The 21,697-nt window shown below is 72.9% G+C and carries 19 protein-coding genes; 10 read left to right on the top strand and 9 right to left on the bottom strand.

Annotated elements, in window-relative coordinates:
* The first annotated feature begins 173 nt into the window (after nucleotides 1-173).
* Genes N865_RS14925 through N865_RS14915 form a run of 3 tightly spaced genes read left to right on the top strand, consistent with a single transcriptional unit; the run spans nucleotide 174 to nucleotide 2,946 of the window.
* On the top strand, nucleotides 174-785 hold the full coding sequence (locus N865_RS14925; RefSeq protein WP_084328267.1) for a PH domain-containing protein: 612 nt from the start codon (nucleotides 174-176) through the stop codon (nucleotides 783-785).
* A 59-nt stretch (nucleotides 786-844) separates the two neighbouring features.
* Nucleotides 845-1,147 (top strand): DUF6204 family protein, encoded by a 303-nt coding sequence (locus N865_RS14920; RefSeq protein ID WP_034807547.1) that lies wholly within the window; start codon nucleotides 845-847, stop codon nucleotides 1,145-1,147.
* A 41-nt stretch (nucleotides 1,148-1,188) separates the two neighbouring features.
* Nucleotides 1,189-2,946 (top strand): AMP-binding protein, encoded by a 1,758-nt coding sequence (locus N865_RS14915; RefSeq protein WP_034807545.1) that lies wholly within the window; start codon nucleotides 1,189-1,191, stop codon nucleotides 2,944-2,946.
* A 3-nt stretch (nucleotides 2,947-2,949) separates the two neighbouring features.
* On the opposite strand, the gene N865_RS14910 is transcribed toward N865_RS14915, so the two are convergent.
* Nucleotides 2,950-4,590, bottom strand: a complete 1,641-nt coding sequence (locus N865_RS14910; protein WP_034807543.1) for a metallophosphoesterase family protein — start codon at nucleotides 4,588-4,590, stop codon at nucleotides 2,950-2,952.
* Between the two features lie 216 nt (nucleotides 4,591-4,806).
* On the opposite strand from N865_RS14910, the gene N865_RS14900 reads away from it, so the two are divergent.
* Nucleotides 4,807-5,004, top strand: coding sequence for a hypothetical protein (locus tag N865_RS14900; protein WP_034807534.1), 198 nt, complete (start codon nucleotides 4,807-4,809; stop codon nucleotides 5,002-5,004).
* Nucleotides 5,005-5,020: 16 nt separating this feature from the next.
* Nucleotides 5,021-5,704, top strand: a complete 684-nt coding sequence (locus N865_RS14895) for a histidine phosphatase family protein (protein WP_034807594.1) — start codon at nucleotides 5,021-5,023, stop codon at nucleotides 5,702-5,704.
* Nucleotides 5,705-5,790: 86 nt separating this feature from the next.
* On the opposite strand, the gene N865_RS14890 is transcribed toward N865_RS14895, so the two are convergent.
* From N865_RS14890 to N865_RS14860, 7 genes are all read right to left on the bottom strand, one after another.
* Nucleotides 5,791-6,420 (bottom strand): proteasome activator, encoded by a 630-nt coding sequence (locus tag N865_RS14890; protein WP_034807591.1) that lies wholly within the window; start codon nucleotides 6,418-6,420, stop codon nucleotides 5,791-5,793.
* A 104-nt stretch (nucleotides 6,421-6,524) separates the two neighbouring features.
* Nucleotides 6,525-9,401 carry an FtsX-like permease family protein gene (locus tag N865_RS14885; protein WP_157557716.1) on the bottom strand — a complete coding sequence of 959 codons (2,877 nt, stop codon included), beginning with the start codon at nucleotides 9,399-9,401 and terminating at the stop codon, nucleotides 6,525-6,527.
* 1 nt (nucleotide 9,402) lies between these two features.
* Nucleotides 9,403-10,134 (bottom strand): ABC transporter ATP-binding protein, encoded by a 732-nt coding sequence (locus N865_RS14880; RefSeq protein ID WP_034807529.1) that lies wholly within the window; start codon nucleotides 10,132-10,134, stop codon nucleotides 9,403-9,405.
* A complete protein-coding gene (locus N865_RS14875; protein ID WP_034807527.1) occupies nucleotides 10,131-10,754 on the bottom strand; it encodes a PadR family transcriptional regulator in 624 nt (207 codons plus the stop codon). Before N865_RS14875 ends, N865_RS14880 begins: the two co-directional genes overlap by 4 nt.
* Nucleotides 10,755-10,929: 175 nt before the next feature.
* On the bottom strand, nucleotides 10,930-11,541 hold the full coding sequence (locus N865_RS14870) for a hypothetical protein (protein WP_034807526.1): 612 nt from the start codon (nucleotides 11,539-11,541) through the stop codon (nucleotides 10,930-10,932).
* Nucleotides 11,542-11,759: 218 nt separating this feature from the next.
* Nucleotides 11,760-12,737 (bottom strand): NAD(P)H-quinone oxidoreductase, encoded by a 978-nt coding sequence (locus tag N865_RS14865; protein ID WP_034807524.1) that lies wholly within the window; start codon nucleotides 12,735-12,737, stop codon nucleotides 11,760-11,762.
* 103 nt (nucleotides 12,738-12,840) lie between these two features.
* Nucleotides 12,841-13,602 (bottom strand): IclR family transcriptional regulator, encoded by a 762-nt coding sequence (locus N865_RS14860; protein WP_034807522.1) that lies wholly within the window; start codon nucleotides 13,600-13,602, stop codon nucleotides 12,841-12,843.
* A gap of 160 nt (nucleotides 13,603-13,762) precedes the next feature.
* Between N865_RS14860 and hutH the strand changes: the two genes are divergently transcribed.
* Together hutH and hutU are read left to right on the top strand one after the other, a co-directional pair.
* A complete protein-coding gene (gene hutH, locus N865_RS14855) occupies nucleotides 13,763-15,307 on the top strand; it encodes a histidine ammonia-lyase (RefSeq protein ID WP_034807520.1) in 1,545 nt (514 codons plus the stop codon).
* 170 nt (nucleotides 15,308-15,477) lie between these two features.
* Complete coding sequence (gene hutU / locus N865_RS14850) at nucleotides 15,478-17,133, top strand: urocanate hydratase (RefSeq protein ID WP_034807519.1); 1,656 nt, start codon at nucleotides 15,478-15,480, stop codon at nucleotides 17,131-17,133.
* 78 nt (nucleotides 17,134-17,211) lie between these two features.
* Here the strand turns inward: hutU and N865_RS14845 are convergent, their stop codons facing one another.
* Nucleotides 17,212-17,775 (bottom strand): aminoacyl-tRNA deacylase, encoded by a 564-nt coding sequence (locus tag N865_RS14845; RefSeq protein WP_084328266.1) that lies wholly within the window; start codon nucleotides 17,773-17,775, stop codon nucleotides 17,212-17,214.
* 55 nt (nucleotides 17,776-17,830) lie between these two features.
* Here N865_RS14845 and N865_RS14840 point away from each other — a divergent pair, with 55 nt between their 5' ends.
* From N865_RS14840 to hutI, 3 genes are read left to right on the top strand one after another with little or no spacing between them, the layout of a single operon-like run.
* Nucleotides 17,831-19,063: an allantoate amidohydrolase gene (locus N865_RS14840; RefSeq protein WP_034807586.1), complete on the top strand. Its 1,233-nt coding sequence runs from the start codon at nucleotides 17,831-17,833 to the stop codon at nucleotides 19,061-19,063.
* A complete protein-coding gene (locus N865_RS14835) occupies nucleotides 19,060-20,394 on the top strand; it encodes a formimidoylglutamate deiminase (protein WP_034807518.1) in 1,335 nt (444 codons plus the stop codon). The genes N865_RS14840 and N865_RS14835 overlap by 4 nt, the downstream gene beginning before the upstream one ends.
* Entirely contained in the window at nucleotides 20,391-21,641 is a 1,251-nt protein-coding gene (gene hutI / locus N865_RS14830; protein ID WP_051510650.1) for an imidazolonepropionase, read from the top strand. Before N865_RS14835 ends, hutI begins: the two co-directional genes overlap by 4 nt.
* Nucleotides 21,642-21,697 lie beyond the last annotated feature (56 nt).

Below are 21,697 nucleotides of genomic sequence, written 5' to 3'. Positions count from 1 at the left end.
ACTGCGACACACCTCCCATACCGGACAGTAGGGGCGATCGACCTCGTCCGTCCCGGAAACGGCTCGTTCGTGCGGCGCGGATGCTGCGACGCGCCCCGGCGGACGCCTAGGCTGGGCGCTCACGGGCCGGGGCGTCCCCGGCGTTTGTCGCGTCGTGGCTGCAGGAGGACATCGTGGCGTTCCCGGAGAACGTGCTGGCCCGGGGTGAGCAGGTCGAGCGGAGCATCCACCCGCACTGGCTGACCGTCCTCGTCCCCGGCTTCGTCGGCCTCCTGCTCCTCGCGGGCGGGATCGCCGTCGCGGCGGTGACCCCCGACGACACGACCGGCAACCGGATCCAGTGGGTCGTCGTCGGGCTGCTCGTCCTCATCGCGATCCCCTTCGTGCTCGTCCCGTTCCTGCGCTGGCGCACGACCCACTACGTCATCACCTCGCACCGGGTCATGGTCCGCAAGGGGATCCTCACCAAGGTCGGCAAGGACATCACCCTGTCCAAGATCACCGACGTCTCCTTCGAGCAGAGCCTGCTCGACCGGATCATCAACGCCGGCTCGCTCCGCATCGAGTCGGCCGGCGACAGCCCCGACGAGACCCTCGACAACATCCCCAACAGCAACGACGTCCAGCAGCTCATCAACCGGCTCATCGACGAGGACGACACGCGGCGACGGCAGGTGGCGAACGGCCGCGCGGCGGCCGGTCGGCCGGGTTACGTCGTGCGCGAGGCTCGGCCCGCGCCGGACGAGTCCGAAGAGCTGGACGGGGTGGACCCGGGGGACGACTGAGGCCGGGCCCGCGGTAAACCCGGTGCGGCGCCTCCCGGGGCGCGGCTACCGTCGAGGGCATGTTCCGTGTGGCCATCCGCGGCAGGTTCAAGGGCCTGACCGACTTCCAGCGCGCCGAGCTCCTCGCCGACACCGACATCGCGTCGATCGGGTTCACCGAGACCGGCACGTTCACCTGCGACCGCAGCGCGTCGTCGTTCGGCTTCCGGGTCCAGGTCGACGCCGAGGACGGCGACGGTGAGGAGGAGGCCACCCTGCGGGCCCTCGACGCGCTCGACGCGCACGGCTACCCCTACGAGATCCTCCGCGTCAGCGTGACCGACCTCCGGACCGTCAAGGTCCGGCCCGGCTTGTACCGCTGACTCCCAGCCACGACCTGAGGCGCTGTGGCAGGGTCGGGGGCATGACCTCGACGACGAGCGTGACCGATGCCTACCGCGCCGCCCGAGACCAGCTGCTCGACCTGCGGGGCGAGCACGCGAGGGCGGTCTCCGAGTTCCGGTTCCCCGACCTGGGTGACCGGTTCAACTGGGCCATCGACTGGTTCGACGCGATCGCCCGGGGCAACGACCGGGTCGCCCTGACGATCGTCCAGGAGGACGAGTCGGCCGCCTCGGTCACCTTCGACGAGATGGCCCGCCGGTCCGACCAGGTCGCCGCCTGGCTCGCCGGTCGCGGGGTCGGTCGCGGCGACGCCGTCATCCTCATGCTCGGCAACCAGGTCGAGCTCTGGGAGACGATGCTCGGGGTCATGAAGCTCGGCGCCGTCATCATGCCGACGACGACCGCCGTCGGGCCCGGCGACCTCGTCGACCGGATGGAGCGCGGCGGCGCCCGGGCTGTGGTCACCAACGCGGTCGAGACCCACAAGTTCGACGACGTCCCGGGCGACTACGTGCGCATCGCCGTCCCGCCGGCGACGCCCGGGGGCACGGAGGTGCCGGTCGGCTGGGAGGACTACTCAGCGGCATACGACGTGGTCGCCGGGCCCGCCGAGCACCCGGGGACGGGGCCCGACGACCGGCTGCTGCTCTACTTCACGTCGGGCACCACGTCGAAGCCCAAGCTCGTCGAGCACACCCAACGCTCCTACCCGGTCGGTCACCTCTCGACGATGTACTGGCTTGGTCTGTGTCCGGGCGACGTCCACCTCAACATCTCGAGCCCGGGCTGGGCCAAGCACGCGTGGTCGTGCTTCTTCGCGCCCTGGATCGCCGAGGCGACGATCTTCGTCTACAACTACACGCGCTTCGACCCGGCCGCCCTGCTCCGCGTCCTGCGCACTCACGAGGTGACGTCGCTCTGCGCGCCCCCGACCGTGTGGCGGATGCTCATCAACGCCGACCTGTCCGGCGGCCCGGGCGCCCTGCGTGAGGTCATCGGCGCCGGCGAGCCGCTCAACCCCGAGGTCATCGCCCGGGTCGAGCAGGCCTGGGGGCTCACCCTGCGCGACGGCTACGGCCAGACCGAGATGACCGCCGCCGTCGGCAACACGCCCGGTTCGCCGGTCAAGCCGGGCTCGATGGGGCGTCCGCTGCCCGGCTGCCCCGTCGTCCTCGTCGACCCGCTGACCAACGAGCCCGTCACCGAGCCCGGGCCCGACGGCGTGCGCGAAGGCGAGATCTGCCTCGACCTGGCGGCCGCGCCGGTGCCCCTCATGACCGGCTACCAGGGCGACCCGCAGCGCAACGCCGACGCGATGTCCGGCGGTTTCTACCACACGGGCGACGTCGCCTCGATGGACGCAGACGGGTACATCACGTACGTCGGGCGGACCGACGACGTCTTCAAGGCGAGTGACTACAAGATCAGCCCGTTCGAGCTCGAGTCCGTCCTCATCGAGCACCCGGCCGTCGCCGAGGCGGCCGTCGTGCCCTCGCCCGACCCGGTCCGTCTCGCGGTGCCCAAGGCCTACATCGCCCTCGCTCCCGGCCACGAGCCCGGCGAGGACGTCGCCCGGTCGATCCTCGCCCACGCCCGGGCCCGGCTCGCCGCGTGGCAGCGGGTCCGGCGCATCGAGTTCTACGAGCTGCCCAAGACGATCTCGGGCAAGATCCGCCGGGTCGAGCTGCGCGGCCGTGAGACCGAGCTCGAGGCCACCCACGCCGCCCAGCCGGCCCTCGAGTGGCGCGACGACCAGTTCCCCGAGCTGCGGGGTTGAGCGTCAGGGCGTCGTCGAGCCGGTCGTCGGGGTCGCCGCTGCCGGGTTCGGGATCGTCCGGATGGACGTGTCCTCGAGCCGGCTGCACGTGCGCTTGTCCTTCGCCCCCTGCTGGGCCCCGGGCTGCTGCGCGGCGGGGGGTGTCGTCGCGGCCTCGGGGTCGATCGTCGTGCCGTTGATGACCTGGACGCTGTCGTAGGCCGGCCGCCCCTCGAGGAGGTTGCGGTAGCTGTAGCGGGTCAGCTGGGTCAGGGTGCAGGCGGAGCCGAACGTGACCACGTCGAAGGCGTACGGCTGGCCGGTCAGCTCGGCGTCGGGCCCCTCCGCGTAGTGCGCCACGACGCCGCCGCCGGTGAAGGTCCCGACCTGGATCCGGTGGCCGTCGAGCAAGGCCGTGTGGATGTGCCCGTTGACGAGGATGCGGCCCCGGTCCACGGCCTTCGCGGCATACGGCTCGTGCGTGACGACGAGGTCGCTCTCCGGCTGGTCGGCCATCGCCGTGTTGTACGCGTCGACAGCAGGCGCCTCCTTGGCCGTGGGGTCCGTGTTGTCGTCGCCGAAGTAGCGCGGGTCGTTGAACCCCGTCAGGCGCAGCCCGTGGAAGGACAGCTCGCGCAGGGCGCCGTCGGGCTGCTGGAGCAGGACGACGTTGGGGATGCGTGCCAGCCGGGCGATGAGCGACTGGTCGGTCGGCGAGGACCGGTCGTGGTTGCCGCTGACGAAGATGTACGGGACCCCGAGCGAGGCGATCCCCCGGAGCATCCCGGCGGCCTCCGCCTCCTGGACCCGGCCGAAGTTGACGAGGTCGCCCGCGTCGATGACGGCGTCGACCTGCTCCTGGGCGATGATCGTGCGCATCAGGGCGTACGAGTTGGCCCCGTGGATGTCGGACACGAGCAGGAACCGCGCGGCGACCGGCTGGTTGAGCTCGGCCGGGACGAACTTCTCCTGCAGCGCCTGCGACACGGCGAGAAGGTTGCGCAGGTAGGGCGTCGCCTCCGTGGCGCGGGCCTCGACGCCGGAGAGGAGGCCCGCGTTGCGCTGGACCGTGCCGAGGACGCCCGTCGTGCTGTACGACGCGAACCGGCTCGGCTGGTACGTCAGGGCCGTGCTCACCCCGGTGCCGATACACGTCACGACAAGGGCGCTCGCGACGAGGACGAGGTGGGGCAGCTCGGGGCGTCGCCTCCGGGCATAGTGGACCGCCAGGGAGAGGCCCGCCGCGACGACGAGCGCGCCGAGCGCGAAGCGCCACCCCACCCCGATCGCCGCGGACCGGATCGCGTCGGACAGCTCCGCGTCGGAGGGCTGCAGGGCCCGGACCGACACGTTCGGCCCGGTGAAGAGGCTCGTGATCTCCTCACGGACCGACACCGCGACGTCGAGGCCGGGAGCGACGACGGGCGAGGTGAACGACAGGTCGACGTCTCCCATGATGGTCGGCGCATGGAGGACCGGCGTGTGCCGCGGCAGGGGGTCGAGCCGGAGGACGGCCTGGTAGTGCGACGTCTCGGTGACCGTCGGAGCGAGGTTGGTCGCGGCGACGCCACCGAGGTAGCACGCGACGACGACCGCCAGCCAGCGGCCGAGCAGGGCCGCTCGGCGCCGGAGGACGGGATGGGGCCCGCGCAGGGTCAGTCGCATCACGATCAGACTAGGTGGCCCGCGGGCGGCGTCGGCACGCGACCCGGTCCGGAACGCGCCCGGCCCAGTCCGTGTCCCGGACACCGGACATGCCCTTGCCGTTCACCTTCGAGTGGTCCCATCGGGTCGACCGAGCTCTCGACGGAGCTCGGACCCAGCTCTCGACCGACGTCTCGGACCCGAGCCCGACGAGCACCAGACCGACGGAGGTGGCGCATGCGGCCCGCGCTGCGATGGACGATCGTCGCTGCCCTGACCCTCGCGCTCGTCGTCCTCGTGGCCTGGGGCGAGTCGCTCCTCGGGGCGGACTCGGGCGCCGTCGTCATGGTCCTCACCTTCGCCGCGGGGTTCGCGTGGCTGTGGTTCGTCGTCGCGCCGTGGGCCGCCAGGGGCCGAGCCAAGCGGGGCCCGTGAACCCTACGCTGGCGTGGTGAGCCTCGAGTACCGGCCCCGGCGGATCATCCTCGTGCGTCACGGCGAGTCGGAAGGCAACGTCGACGACACCGTCTACGAGCGGATCCCGGACCACCGGGTGGGCCTCACGCCCCGCGGGTACGAGCAGGCCCGCCGGACCGGGGAGGCCCTCCGCGGCATCCTCGCGGGCGAGTCGGTCGACGTCTACGCCTCGCCCTACCTGCGGGCACGGGAGACCCTCGAGGCGCTCGCCCTGCCCGTCGCCCCCGGCGACGTCCGCGTCGAGCCGCGCCTGCGCGAGCAGGACTGGGCCAACTTCCAGGACCCGGCCGACATCGCCGAGCAGCGGGCCGCGCGCGACCGCTACGGCCACTTCTTCTACCGGTTCAAGGACGGTGAGTCCGGGTCCGACGTCTACGACCGGGTCTCGACGTTCCTCGAGTCGATGTTCCGCAACTTCGACTCGCCCGCGGCCCCGCGCAACGTCGTCATCGTCACGCACGGCCTGACCATGCGCCTCTTCTGCATGCGGTGGTTCCACTGGAGCGTCGAGTACTTCGAGTCGCTCGACAACCCCGACAACGCCGAGCCTGTCGTCCTGCTCCGCCAGCCCGACCATCGTTATCGGCTCGAGCGGCCGTTCACCCAGTGGAACCCCGACGTCGTCCCGTCGGAACGGGAACGCTCGAGCTGGCTCTGAGCCCCACCCCGCTCCCGGGTCGATGTATCTCCGCGCCTCAGGGCACGCGGTGATACATCGACCCGGAGGGTGGTGCGGCGGGGTGGTCAGAGGTACTGGCCGGTCGGCCCGGGACGCTCGCCACCGTCGAGCTCGGTCGGGTTGCCGTAGCTCGTGCCGGGCGCCGGAAGTGCGCGCATCTGCTGGAGCTGCTGCTGGGCGGCCATCTGCTGGGCGACGAGGGCCGTCTGGATGCCGTGGAAGAGGCCCTCGAGCCAGCCGACGAGCTGGGCCTGGGCGATCCGCAGCTCGGGGTCGCTCGGCGACTCGTCGCTGAAGGGCAGGGTGATCCGGTCGAGCTCCTCGACGAGCTCGGGTGCGAGACCGGCCTTGAGCTCCTCGATGGAGCGGTGGTGGATGTCGGCGAGCCGCCGGCGGCCGGCCTCGTCGAGCGGCGCGTTGCGGACCTCGTCGAGCAGCTGCTTGATCATCGACCCGATCCGCATGACCTTGGCCGGCTCCTCGACGAGGTCGGCGGGGTTGGTCCGCTCGTGCTCGTGCTGGTGTTCGTGCCCGGCCGGCTGCCCCTCGGTGCGCCCTGCAGGGGCGTCCTGGTCGGACGCGCCTCCGACCCCCATGCCGTCAGGGGTGACGATGACGACCCGGCTCTCGTCGCGCTCGGCCCGTGCGGCCGGAGCGTCGGAGGTGCGGTCGGGGCGGTCGGTCGCGTCGCTCATGCGGTCCATCCTGCCCCACCATCCTCCGAAGGGAGGGCGGACCCGATCCCCAGGGTCCAACGGCTGGCCCTGAGCCCGAGCGCCCCTGCGGCGGGACCGGTGGATCACGTTGCCCGGCGCACGACGACCGGGGCGCGACGGATCGAGACCCAGGCGAGTGCCCCTGCGACGACCGGCACGACGAGGACGGGGAGCACGATCTGCAGCCACGGCACCGGGATCGTCGCGGGCAGGCTCCGCGTGCCGTCGTCGGCGAACGTCGTCAGCACGACCCGCGCCACGCCGAGCCCCGGCGCGAGCCCGACGAGCACGCCGAGCACCGCTCCCAGCAGGCCGAGGTAGAGGGCCTGGGACCCGGCCAGCGCCCGTCGGGTGCGGCGGGTCGCGCCGACTGCTGCGAGTGTTCTGAGCAGGGGGGCGTTCTCCGCCTGGCTGAGGGCGGTCGCGATGAGCGTCGCGACGAGGATGACGAGGCCGATCACGCCGAAGAGGACGAGGAGGGCGAGGCCGTCGTCGCGCTGGTAACCGCGCTCGACGACGAAGGTTGCCTCGCCCTGGCGCGCACGGACGGCGTCGTTGACGCGGGCCTCGAGATCCGGGCTGATGCCGCCGTCAGCCCGCGCGAGGAGAACCGTCGGCGACACGGGCAGGCCGAGTCGCCGGGCTGTGTCGGTCGTGACGAGGGCCGCCGGTCCACCGGAGTACGACACGACGAGACGGGTCCACTGCTCCTTCGACAGGTGGACGACGGGCAGGCGCACGGTCTCGATGTCACGGGCCCGTGGCGGCAGCCAGGCACCCGAGTCGTCGACGGCGAGGCGCCAGCGCGCGAAGGTGGCGACGCCGCCCGACTCGTCGAGCGAAAGGGGCCGGACGGCGTCGACGTCGCGGACCGGGTGCCCATCGGGGGACGGCAGGGGCAGGCCGGCGACCTCGGTCGGGTCGACGACCGCCACGGCGCCGCTCGCGAGGGCCCCCTGCTGAGCCGGCGTGAGGTCGGCGTATGCCGTGAGGTCCCCGAGGTCGGCGCCCTGCAGGCTCGAGCCGGGGACGTCACGGCCGAACGACGCGACGGTGGCGCACGCGCTGCTCGGGCTCTGGGGGACGTTGCCCCCGACGAGCTGCGGGGCGATCTGCGCGGCGCTGCAGCCCGGGCGCTGAGCCGCGAGCACGAGTCGCCCCTTCTCGGTGCTGTAGTCCACGAGGTCGTCCAGGACGAGGGGGTGCAGGTTCGGAGCGCCCGCCCGGACCGTCTCGGCCAGGTCGCCGAGCCGTTGGGCTGGCGCCTGCACGAGGGCCTCTCCCTGTCGGACCAGGTCGACGTGGTCGCGGGCCGCGCGGGTCGTTTCGGCCTCGAGCGCGATGCAGACGACGACGAGGACCGAGGCGCCGGCCATGATCGCGGCGACCGTCGGCGTCGCCCGGCCTCGCTGCCGCCCTGCCTCACGAGCCGCTATTCGAAGCGGCAGGGGCAGGCGGTGGGCCGACCGTGCGACGAGGGCGAGGGCGAGCGGGACGAGGAGGAGGGCACCGATGACGACGGCCACCGAGCCGCCCACGAAGCTCGCGATGGCCGAGTGCGGCTCGCCGAAGGACGCCCACGTCACGAGGGCGGCTCCCGCGACGACGAGCACCGCCCCGGCGACCGGGACCCGGCGCCGCAGACGGGGGGAGACGCTCTGCCCGCGCAGCACCGAGACGACGTCGAGCCGGCCGAGACCGCGGGTCGGGATGACGGCTGCGACGACCGAGCTGAGCACGGCCGTCGCTGCCACGAGGGCGACCGCCGCCCAGGGCACCTGGGTCGGGCCGAAGAGAAGGTCCGGCCTGACGTGACGCGTGACGAGGACGGCCGCCAGCCCACTAGCGACGCCGAGACCCGCGCCGACGAGTGCGGACAGTACGCCGAGGACGAGGGCCTGGCCGAGGACGGTGCGTCGCAGCTGCCGGGTCGTCGCCCCGTTGGACGCCGCGAGCGCGAGGGTGTGGCGCTGACGGGCGGCGCTGACCGCGAAGGCAGGACCGGCGAGGAGCGTCGTGAGGAGGACGAGCCCCAGGGACGACAGACTCACGACCAGGACCGTGGTGCTGCCGCCCACTGCGTGGTCCGCGTGCCGGGTCACCGTCTCCGGGTGCTCGGCGACGTAGCGGCTGAAGACGCCGATGCCGTAGGTGTTGAGGCGCTCGACGTCGCTCCACGTGATCGGTTCGGCACGCTGGACGAGCCACTGGCGCGCGGCGTAGTCCGAGGTCACCGGCGTCGTGACGAGGTCGGCGGGTTGGAGGTAGGCGGCGCCCTGGGACTCGAAGCCGAGGCCTACTCCGACGATGGTGACGGCCCGCTCAGGCTGCTCGCCGTTCGAACCGAGGGCGCGCAGGCCGAGGGTGCCGGCGCTCGGCAGCCCGTGCTCGATGCCCTGCGGCGTGACGAGGGCTTCGCCCGGACCGCTCGGCCAGCGTCCGGACTGCAGGGTGACCCGAGGCGCCAGGACGGAGGGGTCGGCGAGGTCGGCCCCGACGACGAGCCCCGACAGGAAGTGCTCGCCCGAGCGGATGGTCGCCGGCACGGAGGAGATCTCGGTCAGCCGGGCCCCCAGCAGCTCGGCGAGGGCGTGCAGCTCGCTCCCAGGGGTGAGGCCAGGGACCGGACGGGCCGGAGGCGGGGTGCCGTCGCCCGGCCAGCCCTGCTGGCTCATCGGGTCGATGAGCTGCCGTTGCTGGACGGGCTGGGGCTCGAGGACGAACCCCTGGCTCTGCCCGAGCTGGAGGGGCAGGCGCTCCGAGTCGTCGAGGTCGTCGGTGAACCACAGCGTCGTCGCCGCGGTGAGGAGCAGGACGGGCAGCCCGACCATGACCACGATGAGCAGGCTCCGGCCGCGATGACGGCGGACGTCGCGGCGGGCCATCCGGAGAGACACGCGCCAGCCGGCGCGCCACTGCTCGAGACGGGAGCCGGGCTCCCGCGAAGGTGTCGTCTCCATGTCAGGGAGCCTGCACCAGAAGGGAGTCGGCGTTGTCGGGTGCGCCCGTCTCGTCGACGATGACCCCGTCCCGGAGGAAGACGACACGGTCCGCCCAGGCCGCGTGCCGGGCCTCGTGTGTGACGAGCAGACCGGCGGCGCCCGCGTCGCACCGCTGGCGCAGCAGCTTGAGCACCCCTTCGCCGGTGTGCGAGTCGAGGGCGCCGGTCGGCTCGTCGGCGAGGACGAGCGAGCGCTCACCGACGAGGGCCCGGGCGATGGCGACGCGTTGCTGCTGGCCACCCGACATCTGGTCGGGGTAGCGGTCGGCGAGCTCGCGCAGGCGAAGCCGGTCGAGGGCGTCGAGGGCCTGTGACCGGGCCCGCCGCACGGTCCATCCGTCGAGCTCGAGGGGGAGCCCGATGTTCTCGGCCGCGGTGAGGCTCGGGATGAGGTTGAGGTCCTGGAACACGAAGCCGATCGACCGGCGGCGCAGGGCGGCCAGCCCCTTCGGGTCGAGCGAGGCGACGTCGACCCCCTCGACGGCGACCCGGCCGCTCGTGGCGCGGTCGAGGCCCCCGGCGAGGTTGAGCAGGCTCGACTTGCCCGAGCCGGACGGACCCATGACGGCGACGAGCTCGCCGCGGGCGACCGTGAGCGAGGCGTGGCTCAGCGCCACGACTTCGGTCTCGCCGGAGCCGTGAACCCGTGAGACGTCGTCGAGGACCAGAACGGGTGCGGAGGTGGCGGTCATGCCCGGGCCCCCTTGGGGGTGCTCCTCGCCTCGGAGTCGGCCGTCTCGGCGTCGGTGCCCTCGCGGGGGGTCGCGGACCGGCGGAGGGAGCTGAGCGGCATACGACTCAGGGTGGACTCGACGTGGTCGAGCCAGCGGACCTCGGCCTCGGCGGCGAAGAGGAGGTTCTCGAGGATGAGCAGCCAGGCGAGGTCGTGGGCGTCGGGCTCGTCGCCGGCGCGGCTCTTGAGCCGGGTCAGGTCGCGCAGGTGCCGGAGGGTCGCGGTCCGCTGCGTCTGGACGACGCGCTGGACGTCGACCCCCGGCGAGGTGACGGCAAGCGCGAGCTTGATGACGAGCTCGTCGCGCGGGGTCGCGTCGCGGTCGACGGGGGTGAGCCACCACGACGCGATCGCGTCGCGGCCGGCCGGGGTGAGCCGGTAGGCGATCCGGCCCTCGTCGTCGGCGCCGCCGACGGGCTCGACGAGCCCGTCGCGCTCGAGCCGGGCGATGGTCGTGTAGACCTGCCCGACGTTGAGCGGCCACGTTCCTCCGGTGCGTGCCTCGAACTCGCTGCGCAGGCGGGCGCCGTACATCGGCTCCTCCGCCAGCAGAGCGAGCAGGCCCTGTTTCACGGACATCCGATCCCCCTGGATACTCGGTATTCCTGCTGTCAGGAACAGGTATACCCGGTATGCCGGCCGGCCGGCAAGAGGTCAGCGCCCTGGCGCGCGCTGCCGGCCTTGGTCCGGACGCGACGTGGCGCGTCGACCACGGGTCGACGCGCCACGGTCCTGTCCGTCAGCGCCGGGCGCTTCAGCGCATGCCGGCCGTGGCGAACCACGGGTGGTGGAGGTCGTGGTAGCTCACGTCCTCCATCATCATGGTCATCTCGTCCATCTGGCCGCGCATCTCCTCAGGCACCTCCTGCTGCTCGCGCTCGCGGGCCTCGGCCTCGGTGCGGAAGGCGACGGTCTGGGTGAAGAACCCGTTCTCGTCGATGGCGACCGTGCCGCCGATGATGTCCGGCCGCGCCTTGTGCAGCATGTCCATGGGCTGGCTCATGAAGTCGTGGAACTTCGCCGGGTCACGCAGCCGGCCCTGGATGACCTGGACGAACTGGGCGTCGTCGGAGCCGCCCTCGAACATGAGGGTGACGTCGTCGCAGTCGTGGAAGGTCACCTCGCCGTCGAAGCACTGCTCCGTGTCGGCCCACCACCGTCCCTGCTCGGGACGCTGCGAGTTGCGCTCGGCCGACTCGTGCGAGTCGAAGCGGACGACGCCGATGAACTCGTTGTCGTCGGTCAGTCCGTACGTCCCGCCGAGGAACCCCTCAGCCCCGGGCTCGAGCTGCTCCCGCCACATGTCCATCTGGCTGTGGAGCCGATCCGCGTCGTTGCACCTGCCCTGGATGACCTGGATGAACACCTCTCAACCTCCGCCCATCTCCGGGGGCCGCTTCCCAGCGAAGTGGTCCATCTCGCGACGGTACGCCGGTCGCGGGTCGCCGTCACCGGGCGAGTCGGACACGCGCCTTTCCTCCCTCCCTGACCTCCGGCAGGACGTATGCCGCTCAGCGGGTTTCGCTCCATCGCTCGGACCGCGGCGACCACGGGTCGGACCGCGCGGCGACACGGCGGCGCCGGTCAGGTCGTCAGGAGGATCTTGCCGATGTGGGTGGACGCCTCCATCTCGCGGTGCGCCGCGCTGGCCTCGGCGAGCGGGTAGAGCGAGTGGATCACCGGCCGAACGTCGCCTGACTCGATGAGCGGCCAGACGTGCTCGCGGACCGCAGCGACGATCGCCGCCTTCTCGGTGGCCGGCCGAGCGCGCAGGGAGGTCGCGATGACGGCGGCCCGCTTCGCGAGGAGCGTGCCGAGGTCGAGCTCGGCGCGGCGCCCGCCCATGAGGCCGATCGTGACGAGCCGTCCGGCCGTCGCGAGGGCGTCGACGTTGCGGGCGAGGTACGTGGCGCCCATGTTGTCGAGGATGACGTCGGCGCCGTGCCCGTTGGACTGGGCCCGGACCTGCTCGACGAAGTCCTCCTCGGTGTAGTTGACGAGGATCTCGGCGCCGAGCTCGCGGCAGACGTCGAGCTTGGCCTGGCTGCCGGCGGTGACCGCGACGTGCGCGCCGACGGCCTTGCCGAGCTGGATCGCCATCGTGCCGATGCCCGAGCTGCCGCCGTGGACGAGGAGGTACTGGCCGGGCTGGATGTTGGCGGTCATGAAGACGTTGGACCAGACCGTGCACGCGACCTCCGGCAGGCCGGCCGCGTCCTCGAGCGAGACGCCCCACGGGATCGGCAGCAGCTGGGTCGCCGGGGCGACGGCCTGCTCTGCGTAGCCGCCTCCGTCGAGCAGGGCGCACACCTCGTCGCCGACCTTCCAGCCGTCGACGCCGTCGCCGAGGGCGGCGATCCGGCCGCTCACCTCGAGGCCCGGCAGCTCGCTCGCGCCGGTTGGCGGCGGGTAGAAGCCCATGCGCTGCATGAGGTCGGCGCGGTTGACGCCGGCGGCGACGACGTCGATGAGGACCTGGCCCGGCCCAGCCACCGGGGCGGGGACGTCGGCGAGGACGAGGGCGTCGGCATCGCCGGGCTCCGGGATCGTGATGGCGCGCATGGCTCCCACCCTAGGCGGGCGCCGGGCCCACCCCCGATTCGATGTATCACCGCGGCCCAGGGCGCGCGGCAATACATCGAATCGGGAGGTGGTGGGGGCCGGGTCAGCGGGTCGGGCTCAGGCGGCGGGCGATGTCGGCGGCCGTCGCCCGGGTCCGCTCGACGAGCTCGGCGACGTGCTCGGGTGACGCGTCCTCGGAGCGTAACGTCACGGCGATCGCGGCGAGGGGGCGCCCGGCCCGGTCGGAGACCGGCACGGCGATCGAGGAGAGCTCGGGGGTGATCGTGCCGTCCTCGCGGGCGTGCCCGTCGGCCCGGGTCCGGGCGAGGATGCTGCGCAGCTCGGCGAGCGACCTGGGCCCCGTGCCGTGGCGCTGCACGAACGCGGAGCGGTCGGGGTAGAGCGCGCGCACCTGGGTCGCGGGCAGGGCCGAGAGCATGGCCACCCCGCTCGCCGTCAGGTGCGCCGGGAGGCGGACGCCGACATCGGTGACGAGAGTCGGCTGGCCGGCCGCCCGCTCCTCGAGGAGGTAGATGACGTCGCGGCCGTCGAGCGTCGCGAAGTGCGCGTTGCGCCCGCACTGGTCGACGAGCCGGCGCATCGGGGCCCGCGCGATCCGGGCGAGCGGCGCCTGCCGCTGGTAGGCCGACCCGAGCTCGTAGGCCGCGGACCCGAGGCCGAAACGCCGCTCCTCGACGTAGTGGGTCACGTAACCGCGGCCGTGGAGGACCTTGAGCAGGTGGTAGACCGACGAGCGCGGCAGGCCGAGGTCACGCGCGATGGACGCCGCCGGAACGGGTTCGGCGCGCCGGGACAGGTGCTCGAGCACGTCGAGGGCGTGGGCGGCAGCCGGCGCGTTCGACATGGTCCTGTCCTTCCGGCGGCGTCCGGTGGGACGCCTTCGTCTGTCTCGATGGTAGGGGTGCGGAGCGCGTGCCGACAGGCCCGCTCGAATGTCTCGCATCTGAGACGTTACTCCTCTCCACGGGGTTCGCGCAGGGGGTCGGAGGGCTTTCCATTGAGTCATGACCCGATCCACCGTCACCGTCGGCCGCGGCCCCCTCTCCATCGAGGACGTCGTCGCCGTCGCCCGCCACGACGCACCCGTCGTCCTGTCCGCCGACGCCGAGGCCGAGATCGCCCGCAGTCGCAAGGTCGTCGAGGACCTCGCCGACGACACGGTCCCGCACTACGGCGTCTCCACCGGGTTCGGTGCCCTCGCGACGCGCCACATCCCGACCGACCTGCGCGCCCAGCTCCAGCGCTCGCTCGTGCGCTCCCACGCCGCGGGCAGCGGCCCCGAGGTGGAGCGCGAGGTCGTCCGGGCCCTCATGCTCCTGCGCCTCTCGACCCTCGCGACCGGCCGCACCGGCGTGCGCCTCGAGACGGCCCGGGCGTATGCCGCCGTGCTGAGTGCCGGGATCACCCCGGTCGTGCACGAGTACGGCTCGCTCGGCTGCTCCGGCGACCTCGCCCCGCTCTCGCACTGCGCTCTCGCGGTCATGGGCGAGGGGCCGGTCCGCCTCGCCGACGGCACCCTCACCGACGCGGCGACAGCCCTGCGCGACAACGGGATCGAGCCGGTCGCCCTGCGCGAGAAGGAGGGCCTCGCCCTCATCAACGGCACGGACGGCATGCTCGGCATGCTCGCCCTCGCCATCACCGACCTGCGCGCCCTGCTCAAGGTCGCCGACGTCACCGCGGCGATGAGCGTCGAGGGCCTGCTCGGCTCCGACAGTGTGTTCGCGCCCGACCTGCACGCGCTGCGCCCCCAGCCCGGCCAGGCCGCCTCGGCCGCCAACATCACGGCCGTCATGGCCGGCTCGCCGATCCGGGCCTCGCACCTGACCGACGACTGCACCCGGGTCCAGGACGCCTACTCGCTCCGGTGCGCCCCGCAGGTCGCCGGCGGTGCCCGCGACACAGTCGACCACGCCGCGCGCGTCGCCGGCTGGGAGCTCGCGTCCGCCGTAGACAACCCGGTCGTCACGCCCGACGGTCGGGTCGAGTCCAACGGCAACTTCCACGGTGCTCCGGTCGCCTACGTCCTCGACTTCCTCGCGATCGTCGCCGCCGACGTCGCCTCGATGGCCGAGCGCCGGACCGACCGGTTCCTCGACACGGCCCGCAACCACGGCCTGCCCGCGTTCCTCGCCGACGACCCCGGTGTCGACAGCGGCCACATGATCGCCCAGTACACCCAGGCCGCGATCGTCTCCGAGATGAAGCGCCTCGCCGTCCCGGCCAGCGTCGACTCGATCCCGAGCTCGGCGATGCAGGAGGACCACGTCTCGATGGGCTGGTCCGGGGCGCGCAAGCTCCGCCGGTCCGTCGACGGCCTCACCCGCGTCCTCGCCATCGAGCTGCTGACGGCGGCCCGCGGCATCGAGCTGCGGGCCCCGCTCGAGCCGGCACCGGCGACGGCCGCGGTCATCGCCGCCCTGCGCGAGACCGTGCCCGGCGCCGGGACCGACCGGTTCCTCGCCCCCGAGATCGAGCACGCCGTCGAGCTGGTCCGGTCCGGCCGGGCGCTCGCGGCAGCCGAATCCGTCACCGGCCCCCTCAACTGATCAACCCCCAACCCACCCACCACCACCCCGATTCGATGTATCAGCGCGGGCCAGGGCGCGCGGCAATACATCGAACCGGGGGTGGAGGGGGAGGGCGGGAGGAGCGGGGCGAGGTGGCACGAGAAGCCCGCCCAGCGGCATACGAACTCAATCGCTCGAAGGAGAGTGACATGGAAGGTGCACGTCCCGTCCGCGCCCCGCGCGGCACCCAGCTCACCGCACAGTCCTGGGCCACCGAGGCCCCGCTGCGCATGCTCATGAACAACCTCGACCCCGAGAACGCCGAGCGACCCGACGACCTCGTCGTCTACGGCGGCACCGGGCGGGCGGCCCGCGACTGGAAGTCGTTCGACGCGATGGTCCGCACCCTGACGACGCTCAAGCAGGACGAGACGATGCTCGTGCAGAGCGGCCGCCCCGTGGGCGTCTTCCAGACGCACGAGTGGGCCCCCCGCGTCCTCATCGCCAACTCCAACCTCGTCGGCGACTGGGCGACGTGGCCGGAGTTCCGCCGCCTCGAGCACCTCGGCCTGACGATGTACGGCCAGATGACGGCCGGCTCGTGGATCTACATCGGCACCCAGGGCATCGTCCAGGGCACCTACGAGACGTTCGCCGCCGTCGCCGAGAAGCGTTTCAACGGCACGCTGGCCGGGACGCTCACCCTGACGGGCGGCTGCGGCGGCATGGGCGGCGCCCAGCCGCTCGCCGTGACGATGAACGACGGTGCCTGCCTCATCGTCGACGTCGACCCGGCCCGCCTCCATCGCCGCGTCGAGCACCGCTACCTCGACGAGGTCGCCGACAACCTCGACGACGCCATCGACAAGGCCGTCCGGGCCAAGGAGGAGCGCCGCGGCTGGTCCGTCGGCGTCGTCGGCAACGCCGCCGAGGTCTTCCCCGAGCTGCTCCGCCGCGGGGTCCCGATCGACATCGTCACCGACCAGACCTCGGCCCACGACCCGCTGTCCTACCTTCCGATCGGCGTAGCGCTCGAGGACTGGCACGAGCTGGCCGAGAAGAAGCCCGAGGAGTTCACCGACCGGGCCCGCGAGTCGATGGCCCGGCACGTCCAGGCCATGGTCGAGTTCCAGGACGGCGGCGCCGAGGTCTTCGACTACGGCAACTCGATCCGCGACGAGGCCCGTCTCGGTGGCTACGAGCGGGCGTTCGAGTTCCCCGGGTTCGTGCCGGCCTACATCCGTCCGCTCTTCTGCGAGGGGAAGGGCCCGTTCCGCTGGGCCGCGCTCTCGGGCGACCCGAAGGACATCGCCGCGACCGACCGGGCCGTGCTCGACCTCTTCCCCGACAACGACCGCCTCCACAAGTGGATCCGTGGCGCCCAGGACCGGATCGCCTTCCAGGGCCTTCCCGCCCGCATCTGCTGGCTCGGCTACGGCGAGCGCGACAAGGCCGGCCTGAAGTTCAACGACATGGTCGCCTCGGGGGAGATCTCCGCGCCGATCGTCATCGGCCGCGACCACCTCGACTCGGGCTCCGTGGCCTCGCCGTACCGCGAGACCGAGGCCATGGCCGACGGCTCCGACGCGATCGCCGACTGGCCGCTGCTCAACGCTCTTGTCAACACCGCCTCCGGCGCGTCGTGGGTGTCGATCCACCACGGCGGCGGCGTCGGCATCGGCCGCAGCCTCCACGCCGGGCAGGTCTCGCTCGCCGACGGCACGCCCCTCGCGGCCCAGAAGCTCGCCCGCGTGCTCACGAACGACCCGGGCATGGGTGTCATCCGGCACGTCGACGCCGGCTACGACATCGCCGACCGGGTCGCGCACGAGCGGGGCGTCCGGATCCCGATGCAGGAGTCCTGAGCCCGTATGCCGTCCCGCCGGTTCGATGTGTTCCGCGGTCACCGGCGACCGCGGAACACATCGAACCGGCGGGTGCGGTCAGGGGGCCGGGCGGGTCTCCTCGTCGGAGATGTCGGCCACGGTCGCGTCGAAGAGGCGGATGACGTCGTCACCGGCCACCGTCAGGCCGACGCCGTGCGCGCCGCCGCCGATCGAGATGCGGCGTCCGACGAGATGGCTGTCGGCGATGACGGGCAGGGCGGTGCGCGAGCCGAACGGGGTGATCGTGCCTCGTTCGTACCCGGTCACGGCCAGGGCCGCCTCGGCGTCGGGCATCGAGATCCGGTTGGTCCCGAGCAGGGCGCGCACCTTGGCCCACGAGAAGGTCCGGTCGCCGGGGACGAGCACGAACACGTGGTCGTCCTCGGTGCGGCGCACGACGAGGGTCTTGATGAGGTCGCGCGGCTCGATGCCGCGGATCGCTGCGGCCTCGGCGAGGCTCCCGACCCGGCCGTGCCGGGTCACGGTGTGCTCGATGCCGGCGGCCCGGACGGCCTCGATCGCGGGGGTCGTCGGCTCGTCACGGGCCTCGTGGGCCGGCTCGGCGGCGTCCTCGGCGGCACCCTCGGCAAACCGTTCGGGGTCGTTGCGCTTGTCGGTCATGCAAGCAGCCTAGTTTTGGAGAGTGGTGACGTCAGTGGGACGCAGCTTCGACCGGATGTGGTCGGACCTCGAGCCGATCGGGCGGTCCGGGCAGACGGGCGGTTACCGGCGTCACGCGTGGACCCGCACCGACCACGACCTGCGTGAGTGGTTCGTCGGCGAGTGCGCGGCACGTGACCTCGAGGTGGTCGAGGACCGGGCCGGCAACCAGTGGGCCTGGTGGGGCGACCCCGACACGACGCCCGGTGTGGTCATCGGCTCGCACCTCGACTCGGTGCCCGACGGCGGCGCCTTCGACGGCCCGCTCGGCGTCGTCAGCGCCCTCGCGACGGTCGACGCGCTCCGAGCCGCGGGCGTCACGCCGCACGTGCCCCTCGGCGTCGTGAACTTCGTCGACGAGGAGGGCGCCCGGTTCGGCGTCGCCTGTGCCGGCTCGAGGATCATCACCGGCGTGCTCACGGCCGACCGGGCCCGCTCGCTCACCGACGCCGACGGCGTGTCGATGGCGCAGGCGTGGCGCTCCGCCGGCCGCGACCCGGCGACGATGGGCCCCGACCCCGAGACGCTCTCCCGCGTCGGCTGCTTCGTCGAGCTCCACGTGGAGCAGGGCAAGGCGCTCGCGCTCGCCCCCGACGGCTCCGACGACCTCACCGACCCGGCCCGGGCCGTCGCGATCGGCACCGACATCTGGCCGCACGGCCGCTGGCGCATCGACATCCCCGGTGAGGCCAACCACGCCGGCACGACCCGTCTCGAGGACCGCCACGACGCCATGCTCGGGCTCGCGTCTGTCGTCCAGTCGGCGAGGTCGTATGCCGCCGGGCTCGGTTGCGTCGCCACCGTGGGCAAGGTGCTCGTCGAGCCGGGCGGCGTCAACGCCATCCCGAGCCACGTGACCGCCTGGCTCGATGCCCGTGGCGCCGACGAGGACGCCGTCCGCGCCACGGTGGCAGGCGTCAGCGCCGACGCGGCCGCGCTCGGTGCGGGCACGACGGAGGAGTCGTGGACCCCGACGACACGGTTCGACCCGTCGCTCGTGAGCCGGCTGAGCGGCATACTGCCGGGGGCCCCGCTCCTCGGGACGGGCGCCGGGCACGATGCCGGGATCCTCGCCACGCACGGGGTCCCGTCCGCCATGCTCTTCGTGCGCAACCCGACCGGCGTGTCCCACTCGCCGGCCGAGTCGGCCCGCGCGGAGGACTGCCACGCGGGCGTCGACGCCCTGACCGCTGTCGTCACCGAGCTGTGCAACGGAAGGACCACGACCCCGATGAGTGATGGACGATGACCGCGTACTGGTGTGAGAGTGCCTGGCTGACCGGCGGCTTCGCCCGCCGCGTGCGGCTCGTCACGTCCGAGGGGCTGCTCAAGGAGGTCCTCGTCGGGGCCGACCCCGAGCCGGAGGACGTGCGCCTCGCCGGCGTCACGCTTCCCGGCATGGCCAACGCCCACAGCCACGCGTTCCATCGCGCACTGCGCGGACGCGTCAACGGCGGGGGCGGCAACTTCTGGAGCTGGCGCGAGCAGATGTATGCCGTCGCCGCCGAGCTCAACCCCGACACGTACTTCGCGCTGGCGCGGGCCGTCTTCTCCGAGATGGTCCTCGCCGGGATCACGGTCGTCGGGGAGTTCCACTACGTCCACCACCGTCCGGGCGGCAAGCGGTTCGGCGACCCCAACGCGATGGGTCTCGCCCTGCGGCACGCCGCGGACGAGGCCGGCATCCGGCTCACCCTCCTCGACACGTGCTACCTCGAGGGCGGGCTCAACGGCGGCGGCCACATCGAGCTCCACCCCGGCCAGCTCCGCTTCAGCGACGGCAGCGTCGACGCCTGGGCCGAGCGGATGGCGGCCCGTCCCCACGAGACCGACCGGGTGCGCCTCGGCGCAGCGATCCACTCGGTGCGGGCCGTCCGGCGCGAGGACGTGCCCAAGGTCGTCCTCGCCGCCGGCGACATGCCGCTCCACGTCCACCTCTCCGAGCAGCACGGCGAGAACCTCGCCTGCCAGATGTACTACGGGTGCACGCCGACCGAGCTGCTCGACGAGGCGGGTGCCCTGGGCGCCAACCTGACGAGCGTCCACGCGACCCACCTGACCGACCGCGACATCGAGCTGCTCGGCGGCACCGGCACCGGCGCCTGCTTCTGCCCGACGACCGAGCGCGACCTCGCCGACGGCATCGGTCCGGCGCGGGCCCTGCACGACGCCGGCTCACCTCTGTCGATCGGCTCCGACCAGCACGTCGTCATCGACCCCTTCGAGGAGCTGCGCGGCGTCGAGATGCACGAGCGGCTCATCACCAACGAGCGCGACCGCTTCAGCGCCCACGACCTGCTCCTCACAGCCTCCTTCAACGGCTACCGGGCCCTCGGCTGGTCCGACGGCGGCCACCTGTCGAAGGGCGCCCTCGCCGACTTCGTCACGATCCGCACCGACACGGTCAACACGGCCGGCTCGGCGCCCGACCAGATCATCTACTCGTGCGTTGCCTCGGACGTCTCCCACGTCGTCGTCGGCGGACAGCTCGTCGTGACCGACGGCCACCACCGGATCGGTGACGTCGGCCGTCTCCTCGCCAGCTCGATCGAGCGCGTCCTGCCCATGGCGACGTCATGACCTCACCGACCGCGACGCCGGGACGTAGCCGGAGGCGTCATGACGGGAGCCTCCTGATCACCGGCATCAGCGAGCTGACGACCAACGACCCGGTCCGCTCCCACGCCCACCGCGAGGCGGGCGACCGCCTCCTCGGGATCGTCCGAGACGCAGCGGTCGTCGTGACCGACGGGACGATCGAGTGGGTCGGCGCGGCGGCCGAGGCCCCGGACGCCGACCGGGTCCTCGACCTGGGCGGCCGTGCCGTCATCCCCGGCTTCGTCGACTCCCACACGCACCTCGTCTTCGCCGGGGACCGGTCGGCCGAGTTCGCCGCCCGGATGACCGGGACGCCCTACGACGGTGGCGGCATCGCGGTCTCCGTCGCGGCCACCCGCGCGGCGAGCGACGACGAGCTGCGCGCCCTCGTCGCCGGACGGATCGCGGAGATGCGCGCCCTGGGGACGACGACCGTCGAGATCAAGACCGGGTACGGCCTGACCGTCGAGGACGAGCTCCGGGCCCTGCGCATCGCCCGGGAGTTCACGCCCCACACGACCTTCCTCGGCGCCCACGTCGTGCCGCCGGAGTATGCCGCCGACCGCGCGGGCTACGTCGACCTCGTCACCGGCCCGATGCTCGACGCGGTCGTGGCGGGCGGCGGAGCCGACCTCGCGGCCTACCTCGACGTCTTCTGCGAGCCGCACTCCGGCCACGCGTTCGATGGCGACGAGGCGCGGGCCATCCTCGAGGCCGGACGCCGCGCGGGCCTGCAGCTGCGGGTCCACGGCAACCAGCTGGGCCCGGGCCCCGGGGTGCGCCTGGCCTGCGAGCTCGGTGCCGCGAGCGTCGACCACTGCACCTTCCTGCTCGATGCCGACGTCGAGGCGCTCGCCGCGGCGCGCGGGACGACGGTCGCGACCCTCCTGCCCGGCGTCGAGTTCTCGACGCGGTCGCCCTACCCGCACGCACGACAGCTCATCGACGCGGGCGTCGACGTGGCGCTCGCCTCCGACTGCAACCCGGGCACGTGCTACTCGTCGTCGATGCCCTTCGTCATCGCGCTCGCGGTCGGCGAGATGCACCTGACCCCGGCCGAGGCGCTCCACGCGGCCACGGCCGTCGCGGCGCGCTCGCTCGGGCTCGACCGCCGCGTCGCGCCCGGCCGGCCGGCCGAGCTCGCCGTCATCGACGGCCCGAGCCACCTGCACCTGTCCTACCGTGCCGGCATGCCGATCGTGCGAGCGCTCGACCTCGGCGCGCCCTGACCGGATGCAGGACGACCGGGCCGGGTGGCCGTATGCCGCCCGGCCCGGTCGCCTCG

It is taken from the genome of Intrasporangium oryzae NRRL B-24470 (assembly GCF_000576595.1).
GTDB lineage: Bacteria > Actinomycetota > Actinomycetes > Actinomycetales > Dermatophilaceae > Intrasporangium_C > Intrasporangium_C oryzae.
The sequence above is the reverse complement of the archived record's forward strand: the minus strand, read 5'-3'. Positions and strand labels throughout refer to the sequence as shown.

What these genes read in the sequence shown, in the direction of transcription:
- N865_RS14920 (WP_034807547.1), top strand. Translation starts at nt 845, where the DNA reads ATGTTCCGTGTGGCCATCCGCGGCAGGTTCAAGGGCCTGACCGACTTC.
- N865_RS14885 (WP_157557716.1), bottom strand. Translation starts at nt 9,401, where the DNA reads ATGGAGACGACACCTTCGCGGGAGCCCGGCTCCCGTCTCGAGCAGTGG.
- N865_RS14845 (WP_084328266.1), bottom strand. Translation starts at nt 17,775, where the DNA reads ATGACCGACAAGCGCAACGACCCCGAACGGTTTGCCGAGGGTGCCGCC.
- N865_RS14900 (WP_034807534.1), top strand. Translation starts at nt 4,807, where the DNA reads ATGCGGCCCGCGCTGCGATGGACGATCGTCGCTGCCCTGACCCTCGCG.
- hutH (WP_034807520.1), top strand. Translation starts at nt 13,763, where the DNA reads ATGACCCGATCCACCGTCACCGTCGGCCGCGGCCCCCTCTCCATCGAG.
- N865_RS14910 (WP_034807543.1), bottom strand. Translation starts at nt 4,590, where the DNA reads ATGCGACTGACCCTGCGCGGGCCCCATCCCGTCCTCCGGCGCCGAGCG.
- N865_RS14865 (WP_034807524.1), bottom strand. Translation starts at nt 12,737, where the DNA reads ATGCGCGCCATCACGATCCCGGAGCCCGGCGATGCCGACGCCCTCGTC.
- N865_RS14840 (WP_034807586.1), top strand. Translation starts at nt 17,831, where the DNA reads ATGTGGTCGGACCTCGAGCCGATCGGGCGGTCCGGGCAGACGGGCGGT.
- N865_RS14915 (WP_034807545.1), top strand. Translation starts at nt 1,189, where the DNA reads ATGACCTCGACGACGAGCGTGACCGATGCCTACCGCGCCGCCCGAGAC.
- N865_RS14880 (WP_034807529.1), bottom strand. Translation starts at nt 10,134, where the DNA reads ATGACCGCCACCTCCGCACCCGTTCTGGTCCTCGACGACGTCTCACGG.
- N865_RS14875 (WP_034807527.1), bottom strand. Translation starts at nt 10,754, where the DNA reads ATGTCCGTGAAACAGGGCCTGCTCGCTCTGCTGGCGGAGGAGCCGATG.
- N865_RS14835 (WP_034807518.1), top strand. Translation starts at nt 19,060, where the DNA reads ATGACCGCGTACTGGTGTGAGAGTGCCTGGCTGACCGGCGGCTTCGCC.
- hutU (WP_034807519.1), top strand. Translation starts at nt 15,478, where the DNA reads ATGGAAGGTGCACGTCCCGTCCGCGCCCCGCGCGGCACCCAGCTCACC.
- N865_RS14860 (WP_034807522.1), bottom strand. Translation starts at nt 13,602, where the DNA reads ATGTCGAACGCGCCGGCTGCCGCCCACGCCCTCGACGTGCTCGAGCAC.
- hutI (WP_051510650.1), top strand. Translation starts at nt 20,391, where the DNA reads ATGACCTCACCGACCGCGACGCCGGGACGTAGCCGGAGGCGTCATGAC.
- N865_RS14890 (WP_034807591.1), bottom strand. Translation starts at nt 6,420, where the DNA reads ATGAGCGACGCGACCGACCGCCCCGACCGCACCTCCGACGCTCCGGCC.